The organism is Desulfocucumis palustris (assembly GCF_002933875.1).
GTDB classification, from domain to species: Bacteria; Bacillota; Desulfotomaculia; order Desulfotomaculales; family Desulfocucumaceae; genus Desulfocucumis; species Desulfocucumis palustris.
The window spans coordinates 36,726-54,271 of sequence record NZ_BFAV01000130.1 but is presented as its reverse complement, the minus strand read 5'-3'; the positions used below and the strand labels follow the sequence as shown (position 1 = coordinate 54,271).

Sequence of the window (17,546 nt, the reverse complement as noted above, 5' to 3'; positions counted from 1 at the left end):
AATCCCCGGGATGGATTAATGAAGCGCTTTTTCCAGTTCCGAAGGGTTGTAGCCCATAATGACCTTGCTGCCGACGGTGATCACCGGTACCGCCAGCTTCCCTGTTTTTTGGACCATTTCATCCCTGGCCCGCTGATCCGCGGCCACATCCTGCTCGGTGTATTTTACACCTTTTTGTGAAAGAAACTCTTTCACCGAGCGGCAATGGGGTCAAGTTGGTGTAGTGTATACGGTTATCTGTTGCTCCTGCATAGTTACCTCCGGGAATATTTTTATCTGCTGACAGCCTGTTTTTTCTAGTCCTTGAAGGCCGGGGAAAAACAGGCTGAAAAGCTCGAAGTCAGGGGACACCTTCTTTGAGCATGGCTTTAGGCCGCAGGATTGTCCCCAGCCTATGTCGGTAGGGGAGTAACCTCTTTTCCAACATAAGGCTCACTTATAGCGTTTTTTTATTATGTATCAATTGGCATTGTATTTATTCCTTTGAAGTTTGCGTATGGCTACACCCGGATCATTGCAGCCAGCATGTCACAGCATTTGTCCAACATCTAAAAACAGAAAATTTAATTTTTGCGACGCCCGAGAACCGTCCCCTGTCGCAAAAACCCCCCGGTATATGGTTCCGGGGGGTTTGGCGATAACAAATATGTTTTTCCACGGTTGCCCGGGCCGGTTTAAGATAACCTCAACGCCAGGTGACGGCAGGCTCTTTGCGCAATGGGATGCGGTGATAGCTGAATTGGGGGTATCCTATCATCAAAGCGCCGTAGGCCTGATGCCCTTCGGGAAGGGCCAGGGCCTGGAGCAGCGGCGGATAGAGCCCGGCGGCGGCGCCGAAATATCCGGCCCAGCAGGCCCCCAGCCCCATTGAATATGCGGCCAGCTCCAGGTAGGCCAGGGCGATTGTACAGGCCGCCGGGGCGGGTGGCAGCGCCTTCGGGGCATGGGCCAGAATTAAATGGGGCGCTCCCCGGCAAATCTTATCGTAGCCTGCGTCCCAGCCCGCCACTACCTTGTCCATGTGCAGGGAAAGGGCAAATTCGGGTTTTTCTTTGAGCATAAAGCGCATCCAGTCTATCACCATTCCGGAAAGCCGCTTTATTTCCTCCTTTTTTTCAATAACCAGCCAGTGAACAGGCTGCAGGTTGTGGCCGGAGGGAGCGTAACTGGCGATTTGGATAATCCTTTGCAGCAGCTCCCGCTCCACGGGCTGCTCTTTATATTTGCGGATGGAGCGGCGGGTCAGCAGGAAATGTTCCGCCTGTTCCGGACCCGGAAGCAATTCCCCGCGGACCGGGGAGCATTTTTCAGGACTCATGTCGCCCAGGGATATGGCGCCCTGGGGGCACACGGCCACGCAGTGGCCGCAGCCAATACACATTTGTTCTGCACCCTGCGCCCAGGCGGGGAAGGATTCCTTATCCGGCATGCTGATAATGGAAATAGGGCACTCAGCCGCGCAGATACCGTCTTTTTTGCATTTTGTCTGATCCACGGTAAAAATAGACATTTGGTTAAAGGCTCCTTTCATAAAATAGTTGCATGGATATAGATAAAAATGATAGTAACTATACGAATAATTTGCTTATTAAATTTTCATATGCATATATTCTATATTTTTTTAAATTTTCCTTGCCAAGGGTTATACCCGGGGGGTTAAATATTATTAATCAAATCACGGAGAAATGAGGCTGATGACGGTGTACAAACATAAAGTAATTGCCACGGTGAAAGAAATCCGGGGGGAGGGGAGCTGTCCTTTCGGACACAAGGTGGGGGATGTTTTTGAATTTACGGAACACACTCCTCCGGGACTCTGTCATTTCGCTTATGAATCAATGCATTCCGCAGTGGCGGTGACACTGTACGGAGGAAGATACCCCTGGGCAAAGGAAGGGCAGCCCACCACCTGGGGCTGCCCGGATCCCGAGCGGACTGTTGTTTTTGAGCTTAAAAGGGTGGAACGGGAATCCAAATAGATTCGGTCAGGACTGCAGTACCCTTTGTACCTCTCCAATGTCGTCCAGCGGCCGGCCGCAGGCGAAATTTTGGCATATGTAAAAGGTGGTTTTGTCGTCCAGGGGAGACATGCCGCTTATATGCGGGGCAATTTGCTCCAGTTCCCGGTATTCCCGCCCGGGCAGGCGGAACATAAATACGGTGTCCGGGGTGAACAGCCGCCGTATTTCCGTTAACTCCTTCCGGACATCCCCGCTGTCCCGCCCGGACACCACCACCACTTCCCTCCCGGGGCTCATGGCGTAATCCAGGGCCATTAACAAATGGCAGTGGCCGGCGGGGTATTGTTTAACATTGCCCGAAAAGCTTTCAAATAGGGTTTCAGCCATTAAGGAGTATTCATTCTTTGCCCCCAGCCGGGCCAGCCTCAATAAATTCAGGGCCGATACGGAATTGCCCGAGGGTGTTGCGCCGTCATATATTTCCTTGGGGCGAGCCAGCAGTTCTTCCCCGTCGCTGCCGTAGAAGAAATATCCTCCGTGCTGGCCGTCCCAGAACAGCCGGTTTTGCTCCTCCTGCAGCTCCAGCGCCAGTTTGAGCCATGACGGCCGTTGATCCGCCTGGTACAGTTCAATCATCGCCCATACCAGGAAGGCGTAGTCATCGATATAAGCCGGGTAGGCGGCCTCCCCGTCCCTGTAGCGGGCCAGCAGCCGGCCGTCCTCTCTCCTCAGCCGGGTCAGTATGAATTCCGCTGCCCGGGTGGCGGCGTCCAGGTACGATTTTTCATTTAGAATGGAGAAACCCCGGGCCAGGGCCGCGATCATAAGCCCGTTCCAGGAAGTAAGTATTTTATCATCTTTGTGGGGATGGATCCTTTTCTCCCTGGCGGCGAAAACTTTTTGCCTGGCTTCCGCCAGCTTTTTTTCCCATTCCTCCGGGGCCATGCCCGGGCTTAAAGCTTTTTTGTCCCGGTGTATTCCATTCAATATGCTGTGTCCTTCAAAGTTGCCCTTTTCCGTAACGTCATACCACAGGCAAAACAGCCTTCCTGTTTCCTCACCCAGTATATTTATAATTTCCTCCGTGGTCCATACGTAAAATTTCCCCTCCACTCCTTCGGAATCGGCGTCTTCCGCGGAGTAGAACCCGCCTTCGGGGGAGGTCATGTCCCTCAGCACATAAGTGAAGATCTCTCCTGCAACCCTTGCGTAACCTTCGCCGCCGGTGGCCTGGTGAACCTCCAGGTAAAGCATGGCCAGCAGGGCGTTGTCGTACAGCATTTTCTCAAAATGGGGCACCAGCCACTTGCGGTCCACGGAATAACGGGCAAAGCCGTATCCCAGGTGATCGTAAATGCCTCCCCGGTGCATGCTCCGCAGGGTTTTTTCCACCATGGCCAGGGCTTCCCCGTCGCCGGTCCTTTTCCAGTGGCGGAGCAGGAAGGCCATATTGTGCGGGGTGGGGAACTTGGGCGCTCCGCCGAAGCCGCCGTATTCCGGATCAAAGCTTTTTTTCAGGGTTAAATATCCTCTGTCTAACGTATCCCGGTCCGGTTTTCCCGCTTTATCGCCGTGGAATTGCCGCCCCACGGCGTCTGCTATGTGCTCCCCGGCCTTTAATATTTCCTCCCTGCCGGAAATCCACTGCCGGTGAACCTCCTCCAGTATTTCCATCAGCCCGGGACGTCCGTAGTGACTGCGTTTGGGAAAATAGGTCCCGGCGAAAAAAGGTTTTTTAGCGGGGGTCATGATTATGGTTAGAGGCCAGCCGCCGCTGCCGGTCATGGCCTGGCAGACAGTCATATAGATATGGTCCACATCCGGCCTTTCCTCCCGGTCCACCTTTATGGACACGAAGTATTTATTCAGCAGTCCGGCCAACTCTTCGTCCTCGAAGGACTCCCTTTCCATAACATGGCACCAGTGGCAGGTGGAATAGCCCACACTAAGGAAAACCGGCTTATCTTCCTTTTGGGCTTTATCAAATGCCTCTTCCCCCCAGGGATACCAGTCCACAGGGTTGTTGGCGTGCTGGAGAAGATAGGGGCTTTTTTCATCAGCGAGCCTGTTGGCCATAAAAAATAACCTCCTAAAACTGTTTGAGGTTATTATCCCTAATAATTATTACAAAATAATGAACAAAAGCTTCCAAAATCCCTATAACAGGAGCTAAAACCAATAAAATTTTTAAGGCGCGACAGCATTGGTTTATTCATGGGTCAACCGCTCTTTCACTTAGGGGTTCTGAAAATGCCAATCACCTGGTTACCACCGGCTAATGTCAGGGGGAAGGGGGAATTGACATGAAGTTTTCTGACATCCTCCCCTTGACCCTTTGATACCCAGCAGAAAATTGTGGTTCTGTTATTGACAAAAGCCAGAAATATTGTACTATTGTATTATGCACTTAATACAATAGTACAGGAGGTGATTTAATGCCCTGGGAATTAAATTCTGACCGGCCTATTTACATCCAGTTGGTCGAACAGATTGCGCTGATGATATTCTCGGGTGTTTATCCATTAGGGTCAAAACTGCCTTCGGTACGGGATATGGCCAAAGAGGCGGCCGTTAACCCTAATACCATGCAAAAGGCTTTAGTGAAGCTGGAAGAAGACGGACTTATAATAACGCACCGCACAAGCGGTCGATCGATAACGGAGGACGCACATATGTTGGAGGTGGCTAAAAACAGATTGGCTCAAGAGCAAATTTCCGAGTTTTTGGGGAAAATGCAAAAGCTGGGCTTTGACCCTAAAGAAATTTTGCGTGTTATTCAAAACATGGTAAAGGAGATGAAAAAATGAGCGCAATTTTGGAATGCAGGAAACTTACCAAAAGTTTCGGCAGTAAAACCGCTATATCTGAAGTTGATTTAAAGGTAGAAAGAGGCCAGATCGTTGGGCTGTTAGGGCCTAATGGCAGCGGAAAAAGCACCCTTATCAAAATGGTCAACCAACTTTTGACACCTACCAGCGGAAATGTTTTTATTGGAGACAAAAAGCCAGGTATCGAAACCAAGAAAATAGTATCCTACCTCCCGGAAAAGAATTATCTGAACGATTGGATGAGGGTGCACGAGATTATTGAACTTTTTTCCGATTTCTATGATAATTTCCAACCGAAAAAGGCATACGATATGCTAAAAAAGCTCAATATCAATGCCCACGACAAGCTGAAGACCATGTCTAAAGGAACGAAGGAAAAGGTGCAGCTGATTCTTGTTATGAGCCGGGAGGCGGAGCTTTACCTTTTGGATGAGCCCATAGGCGGGGTGGACCCGGCAGCGAGGGATTATATATTGGAGACGATCCTTGGCAATTACAGAGAAAATGCCACAATAGTTATCTCGACACACCTTATTTCAGATATTGAAAAATTATTGGATTATGTTGTATTCATCCATCAGGGACAGATTGTATTGACTTCTTCTGTTGATGCTATCCGTGATGAAAAGGGCAAATCTATTGATGCCCTATTTAGGGAGGTATTTAAATGCTGAGAAAACTATTCAAGTACGAGTTTAAAGCCACAGGGAGAGTATTTCTGCCACTTTTCGCTTCTCTGCTGGCGTTTGCCTTTATCTCAAGAATATTGTCTGTTTTTGATTTTCAACAGACTTTTCCAGTATTCATCAGCCACACCATCTATATTATCATAATGGCCGGTATGTTTGTCATGACTCTGACAGTGATGATTCAGCGCTTTAATAAGAATCTGCTTTCCGATGAAGGCTACCTAATGTTTACACTGCCCACAAATCCCTGGCAGCATATCGTCAGTAAGCTTTTGGTATCTATGCTCTGGATTACAGCCAGCGTAATCGCCGCCGTATTCACAATTCTGATAATTACTTACAAAGCAGGAGCGATAAGTGAAACTATCCGGGGTCTTTCACTACTTATAAGTCGGTTGTCGGAATATTGGAGTGTTTCCGCGTCATTCACCATCTTTGAAGTTATCATCGCCATCTTTAGCACCCTGACCTCCGGCATTTTGCTCATATATGCTTCCATTGCTGTGGGGCACCTGTTTAGTAAGCATAAAATACTGGCTTCCTTTGGAGCCTTCATCATTCTCAACACCTTAGCACATGTCCTGGTCAATCTAATCAGCCTGGTCATAAAGGTTGTTCCATTAGCCAATATTCATATTAGTTCCTATAACTTTGCCAACAATTTACCGGCGATTCAGATGGCTTTAGCTTTTGGAATCATTATTGCCGGGCTTAAAAGCGCCGCTTACTTCGCTATTACTAATTTTATATTAAGTAAACGGCTTAACTTGGAATAATATCAGGGGGATATCAGGGGGACGGGGGAATTGACATGGAGTTTTTGATTTCAAATAGCAGGGTAAGTGTCATTTCCTTTGTCCCCTTGACAACCCTATGATTCATGGAAACTTGAACCATGCGGTTTCATCTAATCCCTTTTAATGATTATCCTTTTTTGTTTGGACACAAGAAATCGGTCTTCCCTTATATATTTCATCAACACATTTATTACACGAAATACACCTTGCTTTTTTATGTTCATCAGTTTTCCATTGGTTTATCAGGCTGGGCTCACATATCAAGGGACGGCATAACGATATAAAGTCCGCTTCTCTGTTTTGAATAATCTCTTTCATTAGAGATAAAGTTCTTAAACCGCCGACCATCATTATTGGAATATCCGTTTGGCATTTTATTTCCCGGCACCAGTTTCGATAGTATGCCTCTTTGTCCAGGCTATTGATATGGGCTTTGTATTCAGTGCCTTCATATCGTTCACCTCTTAAACCCTGGCTGATTTCCAGAGAGTCAAATCCTAAATTTGCAAGAAATTCGGCAGCCTGTTTTCCCTCATCGAACTCAAGTCCACCGGGAAAACCATCCTGGACTCCAATTTTAATGAATACCGGATAATCCTCGCCAACTTTTTTCCTGATGTCCTTGTATATTTCGCTATAAATACGAAGACGGTTTTCAAGACTCCCGCCCCATTGATCCTGCCTTTTGTTTGTATAAGGTGAAAGGAACTGACCTAAGAGGTAGGCATGGGCACCGTGAACCTGGACGGCATCAAACTCGGCCTCTTTTGCCCTACGCGCTCCATCTCCGAATGCTTGAATTATCTCCCAAATCTCACTGTCCGTGATTTTCCGGTATTCGCCCCTGTAATATTGATCATTTTCGACAACTGACGGAGCAATAGGAAGGACATTCTTTGTTTTTAAATATTTGGCCTCTCTTCCTCCATGAAAAATTTGCAGGGCAATTCCGGCTCCACGGTCATGAACCGCTTTAGTCAGTTTTTTAAAGCCGGGAACAAACTCATCACCGGCAATGGAATTCTGAAACGGTGATATCTGACCGGTATGATGAACGTAAGCTATGCCTGCCATTATTAGGCCTACACCGCCATCAGCTAGATCGGAAAAAAGTTTCATCTGTCCGTCGGAGACATGACCGCTACTATCGGCGAAACCGTCGTATGTAGCTGATCTGACAAATCTATTTCTAAGCACAATATTTTTGATCCTGACCGGCTCAAATAAAATACTCATGGTATCCTCCCAATCTTTCAAAAAATTACTTTTTTCTAATATTCTAACTATACAGTTAATTATATCTCCATAAAAACTATCTGAGAAGGCTGGCAGCCGGAGAGTTCCACAATAAAAACTGTCATTATCAATGAAAATTACAATAATAAGTTTTTCCAATAACCTTTTGGGATTTTATTTATTTTTTATCAAAAATAATTTTATATCTGGGAATCTGCAAAACATCAAAACCAAGTACAACAAATCTTTTATTCTTTTGCAGAAACTCATTCATAGTTTTCAAGGAAATTCCATCTTCGTAAATTAGAACTTCTTCTATTTCCAGGGTGTTCATACTTTGCGCAGTTGCCTCTTTAGAGACCCAATTTCCTATGCTTTGCGAAGTGGTATTAAGCCAATGTTTCATTTTGGGAGTAAAATCCATTATATCCCGAACGGAAGACTTTTGGGGATATGCAACAGCGAAAACTCCAGATGTCAGATCGCCGAAGTCAGGAATAGTATCATAAAAACGAAGGGAATTTACTTCGGGATGATTAGTGATTAAGGCAAAATTATTTTCTGTAAGTATTGAAACGTTGCACACCCCAAGATCAATTATACTTTCTTCAGGATTTCCCCATAATTCTTTTTGCTTTTCAGCCGAAAAAAAGCCAATGTCGGTAAATTCGTTTATTTTTCCGCCCGTACCGTCCAAGGTAGCGTGTTCCGAAGCAGGGTAATAGCTAAATGCTCCTTCACCTGCAACGTAATATTTTTCAAAGGCGACTTTGACAAAACCTTCAATCAATGCTTTCGCCTTGGCTTTATCGTCCTCCGAAGCGTCTTTCCATAAATACCTTGTCAGCATGATTATTCCTTTTCCCATTTTCAACGACCATTCATGCCATTCATCCAAATCTTCATCTGAAGGGATTGGTTCGGACATAACCCCAAGAGCCGTTTTGAACATCTCCTTCCTGTATCGCAAAGGAAAGGATTGGTGAATGTCACTGCCGTTTCTGTCAATGAATGTTTTGATAATTGAAGCCGTGTTGGTTAAATCCCTTTTTAACAATTGGCCGCTTGTTCTTGATCTGGGTCCCCAAAACCCCGTTCGCCGGTCCTGATTGTCATAAAACCATTGAAGCAAAGTTTGTTTCCACTCGGGAGAGAAATTATATAAATTATGTTCTCCAATAACACCTTCCCCGTTGTAATAACTCAATAAGCTTCTTGCGAACAAAAAAGTGGTTTGCGGAAACCTGGAAGCAATCCACCCGACATTGGATACATCCTCAAGAAACGCTTTCAGCTTTTCAGGCGTATTAATATCGTCCAGGTATTTCAAAGGATACTTCAAGCGTAATGGCTGTCCTGTTTCTTCAGCCAGCGCATCAATATGAGATAAAATATTTTCCGTGGGTTCGTTATAAGTGCAATATGGATAAGAGTCATCCATAAAGGCTCCTGTTCTGGCGTTTTGAAGGTTTAAATAGAAATCCAATTCATCTTCCTTGTTTTTAAATTTCGGCATTTTAATTAATCCCTCTCTTGTTTTTAACTGCCTGTGCAGTTGATTGAGCCGTGACAACGCTGTGTGGTAATGGCCATGATCCAGCCAGTATGCCATTCCCATCATCTTAAACTCAAAATCAGCCATATAATAGCCCTCTTCCTGAAGTTCTTTGTTTAACCGGAACAAATCTGTTATTTGTGATTGCACGTGAAGTACGGTAAAAAATAAGGAAATAATCAAAGCCAGAATAAATATTGACACGATGAGAATTGTTTTTTTATTTTTCATTTCAACCCCCGGGTAAAAATTTATTTATGACAATAGTAGACAAAGGCTCTGCCCAAAAAGGGCATTGAAATAATAAAATCCCTCAACTTTATAATAAAGATGAGGGAGCCATCGGGCATCATACCCCAGACATGTTCTTTCTCTATCTTAAGTCATGGATTTTTTGGGCAAGTAACGCCAGCTGGGTCCTGTCCCTGGCCCCGAGTTTGGCCAACAGATTGCTTACGTGATTCTTCACTGTCCCTTCGACAATAAACAGCGCGGAAGATATTTCAATATTGGAAAAACCCCTGCCGATCAGTCTTAAGACTTCCTTCTCCCGGTTGGTCAGTTGAGAAATATCCTTCCCGGACAGATTATCCGCGACAGCCTTTCTATCCTGTTCTGAAATTCTTGCGAGAATTTTTTGGGTTACATCAGGATGCAGGCAAACTCCACCGTCATGAACAACCCGGATGATCTGGCACAGTTCCTCGGGCTGCATATCTTTAAGCAAAAAACCCTTGGCTCCGTTTTGTAATCCTTTGACAATCAGCATATCCTCATTAAAGGTTGTCAGAATCAGCACCCTGGTGTCCGGAAAGAGCCGGGTGATTTCTCCGGTAGCCTCAATGCCGTTCAGCACAGGCATACGCGCATCCATTAATACTATATGGGGTTTATTCCGCTCACAAAAATCCAACGCCTCTTGCCCATTGTAACAAACACCCACAACTTCAAAATCCTCTTCAAACCGCAGAATAGTGTTCAAGCCTTCACAGACAATGGGCTGATCATCAACAATCAGAATTTTTATCTTCTTCATTTCCTACCCTCCGTCTGTCTATGTGCCCGTGGATTTTAAAACCTTTTCCCCTCTGCGACTGAAAATAAATAACGCCGCCAAGTTCGGCGATTCTTTCCTTCATACCCTTTAAGCCGTTTCCCTCTTCAATCCTATTTGTTCCGGCACCATTATCGCAATAGGAAAAAGACAAAGATTCCCGGTTTGCTGATATGGAAATTTGCGCGCGGTCAGCATTCGCGTGACGTAAGGTATTGGTGACGGCTTCCTGAAATATCCGATATAAATTGAAATCCTCTTTACTGGATAAGCACAGACCCCGGGGCCTCATGTCAAGCTCTATCTGCAAACCGGTTAAAGCCTGCGCCTTGCGGGCCATTTCGTTAAGACGGGAAACTAACTCAAATTCAAAATATGATTCCCTTTTTTCTGAAACCAGTTCCCTGACTGAGTTAAGAGCCGTCCGGGAAACCTGAAGGGCTTTGTCCCAGTATGTCTTTGCGGCTTCCGGATCATGGTTCAGCAGTCTTTTCCCGGCTTCCAGGGTCAAAATTAGGCCGGTGAGATCATGGCCGAAACCATCGTGGATCTCGCCCGCGATTCGCCGCCGTTCAGCTTCAGAGGCTAACTTCTCACTTAAAGCCATGCTTTCGTTCAGCTGAAGGTTGACGTATTCAAGTTCTTTTGTCAGTTTTTTAAAGGCCAGCCTTTGTTCCCTTTGTCTTCTTTCACTAAGAACCAGAATAAACGCAAATCCATACAGAAGTATTTCGGCAATCCCAAGTAATTGCGCCTGACCCGTTTCCCTTAATTCAAACAGTGCATTGGAGCCCACACTGGCTGTGGTGGCAAGCATGGCATAGATAATGAAGAAAGGTTTCGGTAATATAGCTGTTCCTTCTATGAGGTAAATCATAAAAAGTTTATCAAAGCCGGCACTTTTCGGGAACAGAGAGATAAGAACAGCCAAAAATAAGTCCAGCAGCAAAGTAATCATATTCACTTTTGCCCTGTCATACCTGTAAAAACTTCGCCAAAAGCCATTGGCTAAAATAGCAAGCGCAATTGCCGTCAGTGGGAAGCTGAGCGGGGTTTTTTGCAACAACCTGATTAAAAACCAGGAATATAAAATGATCTTTGTGCCGGTTAGCCAGATAAACATGATTCAACCTCAGAGATATTTTCTTTCCCGCAACTCAATCCTGGACTTAAGCAACCATTCTATCCGGGGTGTTGAATTCCTCTATTTTACACATTGCCCGCCAACTAAACACTCAATATACGTCCTCTTTTCCTCCGGTCCGGGACATTTTATGATGACACAACCACCAATTGTGATAAATCTTTAAAACAGGGCAAAAAGTAATGGCCTGAAAATTGTCCGGCTCTGAAAAATTTGTGGGACATAAGTTAAGAGAGCAGGGCGTCAATAGCTTATTGACTTTTGGGTCGACATGAAATATATTAATACCTAGATTAACTATGCATAGATATAGAATTTATTGCGAAGAGGGATTGCCTTGAAAGTAAATAAAGAGCTGTTAAAAGGGAGCACGGTAATTCTGGTTTTAAGTTTGCTGGACCGCGCGCCTATGTATGGCTATCAAATGATAAAGGAAATAGAAAAAAAATCCGGTGGAGTTTTTAAATTCAAAGAAGGAACACTCTACCCCATTTTACACTCATTGGAAGCCAATGGCATGATTGAGTCCTATTGGCTGGGAAACGAAGGCAGCCGTCAAAGGAAGTATTATCGAATTACTGATAAGGGGAATCATTGTTTAAAGGAAAAACAGCAGGAATGGGAAACATTTCGTTCAGCGGTGGATAAAATTTTAACCGGGAGGCTTATCTATGGTTATAAAACAGAATGACAGAATACTGGCATATATAAATGACGTATGTTCGCAAATTAAATTCCGCGAAGTTCATAAAGAAATACAGCTTGAACTTAAAAGCCACCTTCAAGAGATTGTTGAGGAGTACTTGTCGGAAGGTTTTTCTGAAGATGAAGCCGTTGGCAAAGCGATTGCTCAAATGGGGAGCGCGGAAATTGTGGGAAGGCAGTTGGACAAGGTTCATAAACCAAAGCCGGAGTGGACCGTTTTGACTTTAAGCCTTCTTTTTGCGGGACTGGGTTTATTGTCAATATATTTTATGGAAAAACAAGGATTATTTGCGTCTGCTTCCGCCTCTATCCCTATGTTTACCAGGAGTATTGCCGTTATAATTATTGGAGCGGTGGTGGTGACCGGATTGTATTTATTTGATTACAGAAAATTGGAGCCCTTTTCCAAGCACATCTATCTGGGTACGGTATTTGCGCTGACTGTTCTTCTTTTTGTTGGTCAACCCGTTATTGGAAAACCATATTTTAGTGTGGGTTTCTTTTCTTTTGACATGGCAGGAATTAGTACAATATTATTTAGCATAGCTTTAGCCGGTATTTTAAATAAATGGGATTGGAACAATTCAGAAAAGCTGGCGCAGCTGGCATTATTATGCCTGGTGCCGCTAATCCTCATATTGGCAAGTCATTCATTAGCCACAGGCGTTATATACTGCATAACTTGCATTGCCCTCGTGATTGTTTCAGGGGCCGGGCCCAGGGATTTTTTAATACTGACTGGTTTAGTGTCGGGCATGATTTTGCTGCCAATAATCAACGACCCATACAGATTGAATCGATTAACTGCATTTATTCACCCTGAAAAAGATCTCTCAGGCATGGGCTGGTTAGGTGCGCAGTTGAGTAAATTGATTGATAATTCCGGGCTTTATGGACAGGGGTTGGCTTTAAAACCTGAATATGTGCCCGGTCTTCATACGGATTTCATTTTTTCGTACATAACTTTTGCTTTTGGTTGGATAGCCGGGGGTGTTTTAGCGGTTTTGGTGGCGGTGTTTATAATACGTATAATGCTTATAGCAACAGCGGTAAAAAGTAGTTATGCCAGGCTGCTTGTCACTGGATTTGTTGCCATCTTTGCCGTCCAGTTTTTGTGGAACATACTGATGAATTTGGGATTTGCCCCGCTAATCGGAGTGGGACTGCCTTTTGTTAGCTACGGCGGCTCACAATTGATTTTCAATGCTGCGGCGCTGGGTATTATTTTCAGCGTTTACAGGCGGAGAAACCTTTCAGGGCCTTTAATTGACGGTTAAAAAACATAAAGGCCCCGGGGCGGATAGAATGCTTGCGGCAGTGCTGTTGCTTCGCTGTGGCTGATTACCTCTGAATAATTTCCAGCGCCCCCAATGGGCAGATAAAGGTGCACCGGGCGCAGCCCAGGCATTTTTGCAAATTAATGGATGGAAGTTCATAATGATTTTTTTGCTCAAGTACTTTCCAGGTGCAGGAATAAGTGGCAATACATTCTCCATTTTCGCATTTATCAGGCAGGCATTTGTCTTTATTCACCACTACCAATTGCATGGCTACCTCCGGTTGCAGGTTATTGAAAATTTAGTTTTAGCGATGGTATTTTTTAAAGTCATTTTGGTTAACCCATCGATTATCTATTATACTTGCTGCGGCCACGGATTTCATCAATTCCACTTCCCATTTGTTAAATTAATATTTTAAACCCTTTTGCCTCCGACAAGACTTGAAGAGGATTTAATCGGGAGAAAACATGCCGGCGCTACTTATGGTCACTCCTGAAAATACGGAAATAAACAGGTTTAGAGCAAAACAGTGAGGGGAAAAGACTCATATGCCCGATTGACATAAAGATAAATATATGATAGTTATGTTTTAAGTTGAATAAATCATCCAGGTGCCCTCAATGGGGATAATAGGGAAGACCGGGCGAAAGAGACAACTTTCGGAACCGGCGCGGTCCCGCCACTGTAGTCGGTAAGCTGCCGGCAGCCACTGGGTTTGACCCGGGAAGGCCCCGGCAACCAGCAATGACCCGATAGCCAGGAGACCTGCCAGGATGAGTATGCCGCGCTTATGGTAAGCGTTTTGCGAGATGATGGAAAAATCTCCAGCCTTTTTAGGGTTGGGGATTTTTTTGTTAGTAATTATTAAACAAAAGAAAGGAAGATGTTTATGTCCCCAAATTCATTCTCCCGCCGCTGGCCGGCACGGCGGCTGACCTACCTGGCAATGTTTATGGCTTTGTCAGCTGTGGGAGCATACATCAAAATCCCCAGTATTATCGGCACTCCGGCCCTGGACTCCTTTCCCGGTTTTCTGGCCGCCCTGCTTATGGGACCGGTCAATGGCGCCATTGTAGCCGCTTTGGGACATATGCTCACTGCCCTGACCGCCGGATTTCCACTCTCAATACCCATTCACCTGCTTATTGCCGGAGGAATGGCCGGTATTGCCGCACTCTTTGCCCTGGTTTCCCGCTACTCCCTTTGGGCCGGGATGGCAGCCGGAGCAGTGCTGAACGGTATTGCCTTAAATGGCCTTTTTTTGCCAATCCCGGGTTTTGGCAAAGCCTTTTTCCTGGCCATGGTGGTTCCATTAACTGTGGCTTCCATTTTGAATATCGCCCTGGCGGGAGTTGTTTTTAAGGCCTTAAACAGGTTATTCCCAAACAGTTACATTAAGACCGGGAGGGAGAAAGCCGGTGCGGCAATCAATAATTCCCATTACTAGGCGGCACCGGGATACCACCGTTATTGATCTGGACCGGAACAAAGCACTGGTGGTGGCCTGTGATTCCGCCGGGGCAATCGGTCCCAAGGAGGCCGACGTGATACCGGTGCCGGGCTATGTTCTGGGGCGTTTCACCGCCAGGGTGGCCCTGCTGGAGGTTCTGGCGGTGGGGGGATGGCCTGTTTGTGTGGTGAATACTCTTTGTGTGGAGCCCCGGCCCACCGGAGAAGAAATAAACAGGGGCGTAGCCGATGAAATAAGGGTTTTGGGGATTGAGCCCGGGGATATTCTCACCGGCAGCGCTGAAAAGAACATTCCCACCGCCCAGTCCGGGGTGGGGATAACGGTTATTGGACTGGCTGAAAAATCCGCTTTAAGAATTGGACGCCTTGGGGAGGGCGATGGGATAGCCCTTTTGGGCCGGCCAAAGGTTGGCAGTGAAGTTACCCTGGACGACCAGCACATTGTGGATTTAAAAACTGCCTGCGTTTTACTGGACGACCCGGATATCCGGGAGATTGTTCCGGTTGGCTCCCGGGGAATATTTGATGAGGCGAGCAGCCTGGCCGGCCTTTACGGGCTGCAAATATCCTGGCGGGAAATTCCGCCGGATATTGACCTGCGCAAATCAGCCGGTCCTTCAACCTGCCTGCTGATCATGGGTGACCCGGCTGCTCTCAGAGCAGCGGCGGATAAAACAGGAAAACCCTTCTTGATATTGGGCGGTTTATATAAAATTTAGCAACTGCCCGGGCAGGACATTTAATTTATAAGGCGGTAATGTTCAAATAACGATCCCGGGAGGGATCGTTTGCGTTTATGGAGGGCTGTTCCGGCATTGCAAGAGGGCCTTTGTCACGGGCGGCGGATTAGCTATTCTTAATACACATTCATGGAAAACTTTCTGATATTTAATGTTTATTTCAATAACGTTTTACATGAAAACCGGATAATATTGTTGAAATTTATTTTTGCGGGGTGTTTTATGTTAAACGTTACAGCTATGTTTAGTTGGTCCGTTTCCACCGCAACAAAATATATTTCCGCCGCTCCCATTCCCGTCCAGGGAGTAAAGGGCGCCAGCAGCACCCATACTTTCATTAACGAGAATGGAAGGCAGATACTGCATAACGATGGTCATAGGCGGGCGGCGCAATTTTACCGGATGTTCGCCGGCCAGTTGGACAGCGGTGTGGTCTGGATTGATAAAGGTTTGAAAAGCACTTGCCATCACTACGATCCCGAAACCGGGGGGGGAATGTGGCTCTGGCCCAGCGCCGCGGTGAAGTGCCTGGAGTTTTTTAACAGGTCGCTGAAACTGTGGAGGGATAAAAAGCACGCCAGGGCCATGTTCTTTTTAGGGGCCGCTACTCACCTGGTACAGGATGTGTGTGTGCCTCACCACGCTTCCTGCAGGATATTCAGCGGTCACCGGGATTACGAGGGCTGGGCGGAAAAGAGAAAGGCCGGCTATATGGTGGACAGCGGGGGGATATACCAGGTTTCGGACAGCCCCGGGGAATGGGTGGCCGAAAACGCCAGGGTGGCTAAAGAGCATTATGCCCTGGTTAGCAACGGTAATGACCGGGATTATCACCGGGCCACGGAAATACTGCTGCCGCTGGCCCAGCGCACCACCGCGGGCTTTCTGCTGAATTTCTACAACCAGCTCTAACATGCCGGAAAGGGGGATAAGGGTTGAGAGTTGCCATATTTACGGATACTTTTATTCCTCAGGTAAACGGGGTTGCCCGCACCGTGGGAAGGCTGGCGGAAGCCCTTGCCTGCCGGGATATACCGTGCCTGGTGCTTTCCCCGGATACCGGCCTGCAGGGGAAGTACCCCTTTGAATTTAATTTTTCGCCGGGTTTTGATCTGCCCGTATACCATGAGTGTAAACTGGCCCTTCCCAGTTATCCCGGCATATGTAAACTGATGGAGCAGTTCAGGCCCGACGTTGTTCACCTGGTTACCGAATTCTCCATGGGTTTGTGCGGTCTGAAATACTCCTCCTCATACCGGATTCCCACTGTGGCTTCCTATCACACCAACTTTCCCGAATACCTTTCTTATTACAGGCTGGCCTTTTTAACAAACTGGGTATGGAAATACATGCGCTGGTTTCATAATCAGTGCCTCATCAACTACTGTCCTTCGGAAGCCACGCTAAAACAGCTGGAGAAAAAAGGAATACGCAGCCTGGACATATGGGGGCGCGGTATAGATACCGCTCTTTTCAATCCCGGGAAAAGAGATTTTTTATTCGGGGACCGGGTGGGGGCGGCGGGAAAGACCCTCTTGCTGTATGTGGGCAGAGTCGCCCCGGAAAAGGATCTGGATATACTGATGGAATCCTTGAGGATACTAAATGCCGCCAACCGGGATGTCCATCTGGTCATAACCGGGGACGGTCCCCAGGCTGACGTTTTGAGACGGGAAGCCCCGCCCAACGTCACCTTCACGGGTTACCTGCACGGCGAGGAACTTGCCGCGGTTTACGCTTCCTGCGATATTTTCGTGTTTCCCTCCACCACGGAAACCTACGGCAATGTTGTGCTGGAGGCCATGGCCTCGGGGCTGCCGGTGGTGGGGGCTTATTCCGGAGGAGTAAAAGAAAACCTGGTTAACCGGTTCAACGGGTTGACCTGCCGTCCCCGCAACCCCGGGGACATGGCCGCGGCTGTGCTGGAACTTATTGAAAATAAAGGACTGAGGAGCTTGCTGGCCTCCCAGGCCCGGTCCTATACCCTGACAAAATCCTGGGAAAGTGTATTTAACAAGCTGATTGAAGGCTATTGCCGGGCTATCGCCGGGGGGAATAAACTGATATCGGCATGAAATAGGGGAAAT

Annotated in this window: 18 protein-coding genes and 1 riboswitch; of the genes, 10 read left to right on the top strand and 8 right to left on the bottom strand. The window is 46.7% G+C overall.

The window, feature by feature from the left end; all coding sequences use genetic code 11:
* Positions 1-15: 15 nt before the first annotated feature.
* Both DCCM_RS11375 and DCCM_RS11370 read right to left on the bottom strand, forming a co-directional pair.
* The gene (locus tag DCCM_RS11375; RefSeq protein WP_104372579.1) at positions 16-252 is read right to left on the bottom strand and encodes a glutaredoxin family protein; all 237 of its coding nucleotides are present in this window, start codon (positions 250-252) and stop codon (positions 16-18) included.
* Positions 253-685: 433 nt separating this feature from the next.
* Positions 686-1,510 (bottom strand): nitroreductase family protein, encoded by an 825-nt coding sequence (locus DCCM_RS11370; protein ID WP_104372520.1) that lies wholly within the window; start codon positions 1,508-1,510, stop codon positions 686-688.
* Between the two features lie 184 nt (positions 1,511-1,694).
* Here DCCM_RS11370 and DCCM_RS11365 point away from each other — a divergent pair, with 184 nt between their 5' ends.
* Positions 1,695-1,979: a TIGR04076 family protein gene (locus DCCM_RS11365; RefSeq protein WP_165792126.1), complete on the top strand. Its 285-nt coding sequence runs from the start codon at positions 1,695-1,697 to the stop codon at positions 1,977-1,979.
* Between the two features lie 6 nt (positions 1,980-1,985).
* Here DCCM_RS11365 and DCCM_RS11360 read toward each other — a convergent pair whose 3' ends face one another.
* Positions 1,986-4,037: a thioredoxin domain-containing protein gene (locus DCCM_RS11360; RefSeq protein ID WP_104372518.1), complete on the bottom strand. Its 2,052-nt coding sequence runs from the start codon at positions 4,035-4,037 to the stop codon at positions 1,986-1,988.
* A gap of 359 nt (positions 4,038-4,396) precedes the next feature.
* Here DCCM_RS11360 and DCCM_RS11355 point away from each other — a divergent pair, with 359 nt between their 5' ends.
* The 3 genes from DCCM_RS11355 to DCCM_RS11345 are packed head-to-tail and all read left to right on the top strand — an operon-like array spanning position 4,397 to position 6,254.
* Positions 4,397-4,768: a GntR family transcriptional regulator gene (locus DCCM_RS11355; RefSeq protein ID WP_104372517.1), complete on the top strand. Its 372-nt coding sequence runs from the start codon at positions 4,397-4,399 to the stop codon at positions 4,766-4,768.
* Positions 4,765-5,463, top strand: a complete 699-nt coding sequence (locus tag DCCM_RS11350) for an ABC transporter ATP-binding protein (protein ID WP_104372516.1) — start codon at positions 4,765-4,767, stop codon at positions 5,461-5,463. Before DCCM_RS11355 ends, DCCM_RS11350 begins: the two co-directional genes overlap by 4 nt.
* Positions 5,457-6,254 carry a hypothetical protein gene (locus DCCM_RS11345; protein ID WP_104372515.1) on the top strand — a complete coding sequence of 266 codons (798 nt, stop codon included), beginning with the start codon at positions 5,457-5,459 and terminating at the stop codon, positions 6,252-6,254. Before DCCM_RS11350 ends, DCCM_RS11345 begins: the two co-directional genes overlap by 7 nt.
* A gap of 141 nt (positions 6,255-6,395) precedes the next feature.
* Here DCCM_RS11345 and DCCM_RS11340 read toward each other — a convergent pair whose 3' ends face one another.
* The 4 genes from DCCM_RS11340 to DCCM_RS11325 all read right to left on the bottom strand — a co-directional run bounded on the left by DCCM_RS11340 (position 6,396) and on the right by DCCM_RS11325 (position 11,078).
* Entirely contained in the window at positions 6,396-7,511 is a 1,116-nt protein-coding gene (locus DCCM_RS11340) for an oxidoreductase (RefSeq protein WP_104372514.1), read from the bottom strand.
* A 178-nt stretch (positions 7,512-7,689) separates the two neighbouring features.
* Positions 7,690-9,297 (bottom strand): hypothetical protein, encoded by a 1,608-nt coding sequence (locus DCCM_RS11335; RefSeq protein ID WP_104372513.1) that lies wholly within the window; start codon positions 9,295-9,297, stop codon positions 7,690-7,692.
* Between the two features lie 142 nt (positions 9,298-9,439).
* Positions 9,440-10,102 carry a response regulator gene (locus DCCM_RS11330; protein ID WP_104372512.1) on the bottom strand — a complete coding sequence of 221 codons (663 nt, stop codon included), beginning with the start codon at positions 10,100-10,102 and terminating at the stop codon, positions 9,440-9,442.
* Positions 10,074-11,078: a sensor histidine kinase gene (locus DCCM_RS11325; protein WP_231702756.1), complete on the bottom strand. Its 1,005-nt coding sequence runs from the start codon at positions 11,076-11,078 to the stop codon at positions 10,074-10,076. Before DCCM_RS11325 ends, DCCM_RS11330 begins: the two co-directional genes overlap by 29 nt.
* A gap of 523 nt (positions 11,079-11,601) precedes the next feature.
* Here DCCM_RS11325 and DCCM_RS11320 point away from each other — a divergent pair.
* Together DCCM_RS11320 and DCCM_RS11315 are read left to right on the top strand one after the other, a co-directional pair.
* Positions 11,602-11,955, top strand: a complete 354-nt coding sequence (locus DCCM_RS11320) for a PadR family transcriptional regulator (RefSeq protein WP_104372510.1) — start codon at positions 11,602-11,604, stop codon at positions 11,953-11,955.
* Positions 11,936-13,246 carry an FtsW/RodA/SpoVE family cell cycle protein gene (locus DCCM_RS11315; protein ID WP_104372509.1) on the top strand — a complete coding sequence of 437 codons (1,311 nt, stop codon included), beginning with the start codon at positions 11,936-11,938 and terminating at the stop codon, positions 13,244-13,246. Before DCCM_RS11320 ends, DCCM_RS11315 begins: the two co-directional genes overlap by 20 nt.
* A gap of 64 nt (positions 13,247-13,310) precedes the next feature.
* Here the strand turns inward: DCCM_RS11315 and DCCM_RS11310 are convergent, their stop codons facing one another.
* The gene (locus tag DCCM_RS11310; RefSeq protein WP_104372508.1) at positions 13,311-13,517 is read right to left on the bottom strand and encodes a 4Fe-4S binding protein; all 207 of its coding nucleotides are present in this window, start codon (positions 13,515-13,517) and stop codon (positions 13,311-13,313) included.
* Between the two features lie 324 nt (positions 13,518-13,841).
* A riboswitch (cobalamin riboswitch) is annotated at positions 13,842-14,036 on the top strand.
* 102 nt (positions 14,037-14,138) lie between these two features.
* Here DCCM_RS11310 and DCCM_RS11305 point away from each other — a divergent pair.
* The 4 genes from DCCM_RS11305 to DCCM_RS11290 all read left to right on the top strand — a co-directional run bounded on the left by DCCM_RS11305 (position 14,139) and on the right by DCCM_RS11290 (position 17,534).
* Positions 14,139-14,696: an ECF transporter S component gene (locus tag DCCM_RS11305; RefSeq protein ID WP_207655587.1), complete on the top strand. Its 558-nt coding sequence runs from the start codon at positions 14,139-14,141 to the stop codon at positions 14,694-14,696.
* Positions 14,668-15,438: an AIR synthase related protein gene (locus DCCM_RS11300; RefSeq protein ID WP_165792124.1), complete on the top strand. Its 771-nt coding sequence runs from the start codon at positions 14,668-14,670 to the stop codon at positions 15,436-15,438. Before DCCM_RS11305 ends, DCCM_RS11300 begins: the two co-directional genes overlap by 29 nt.
* A 243-nt stretch (positions 15,439-15,681) precedes the next feature.
* On the top strand, positions 15,682-16,371 hold the full coding sequence (locus DCCM_RS11295) for a zinc dependent phospholipase C family protein (protein WP_104372578.1): 690 nt from the start codon (positions 15,682-15,684) through the stop codon (positions 16,369-16,371).
* A 23-nt stretch (positions 16,372-16,394) separates the two neighbouring features.
* On the top strand, positions 16,395-17,534 hold the full coding sequence (locus tag DCCM_RS11290; RefSeq protein WP_104372506.1) for a glycosyltransferase family 4 protein: 1,140 nt from the start codon (positions 16,395-16,397) through the stop codon (positions 17,532-17,534).
* Positions 17,535-17,546 lie beyond the last annotated feature (12 nt).

Coding starts and splice junctions, on each gene's coding strand:
- DCCM_RS11365 (WP_165792126.1), top strand. CDS start 1,695: ATGACGGTGTACAAACATAAAGTAATTGCCACGGTGAAAGAAATCCGG.
- DCCM_RS11315 (WP_104372509.1), top strand. CDS start 11,936: ATGGTTATAAAACAGAATGACAGAATACTGGCATATATAAATGACGTA.
- DCCM_RS11305 (WP_207655587.1), top strand. CDS start 14,139: ATGTCCCCAAATTCATTCTCCCGCCGCTGGCCGGCACGGCGGCTGACC.
- DCCM_RS11350 (WP_104372516.1), top strand. CDS start 4,765: ATGAGCGCAATTTTGGAATGCAGGAAACTTACCAAAAGTTTCGGCAGT.
- DCCM_RS11330 (WP_104372512.1), bottom strand. CDS start 10,102: ATGAAGAAGATAAAAATTCTGATTGTTGATGATCAGCCCATTGTCTGT.
- DCCM_RS11345 (WP_104372515.1), top strand. CDS start 5,457: ATGCTGAGAAAACTATTCAAGTACGAGTTTAAAGCCACAGGGAGAGTA.
- DCCM_RS11335 (WP_104372513.1), bottom strand. CDS start 9,297: ATGAAAAATAAAAAAACAATTCTCATCGTGTCAATATTTATTCTGGCT.
- DCCM_RS11340 (WP_104372514.1), bottom strand. CDS start 7,511: ATGAGTATTTTATTTGAGCCGGTCAGGATCAAAAATATTGTGCTTAGA.
- DCCM_RS11295 (WP_104372578.1), top strand. CDS start 15,682: ATGTTAAACGTTACAGCTATGTTTAGTTGGTCCGTTTCCACCGCAACA.
- DCCM_RS11370 (WP_104372520.1), bottom strand. CDS start 1,510: ATGTCTATTTTTACCGTGGATCAGACAAAATGCAAAAAAGACGGTATC.
- DCCM_RS11355 (WP_104372517.1), top strand. CDS start 4,397: ATGCCCTGGGAATTAAATTCTGACCGGCCTATTTACATCCAGTTGGTC.
- DCCM_RS11325 (WP_231702756.1), bottom strand. CDS start 11,078: ATGATTACTTTGCTGCTGGACTTATTTTTGGCTGTTCTTATCTCTCTG.
- DCCM_RS11310 (WP_104372508.1), bottom strand. CDS start 13,517: ATGCAATTGGTAGTGGTGAATAAAGACAAATGCCTGCCTGATAAATGC.
- DCCM_RS11360 (WP_104372518.1), bottom strand. CDS start 4,037: ATGGCCAACAGGCTCGCTGATGAAAAAAGCCCCTATCTTCTCCAGCAC.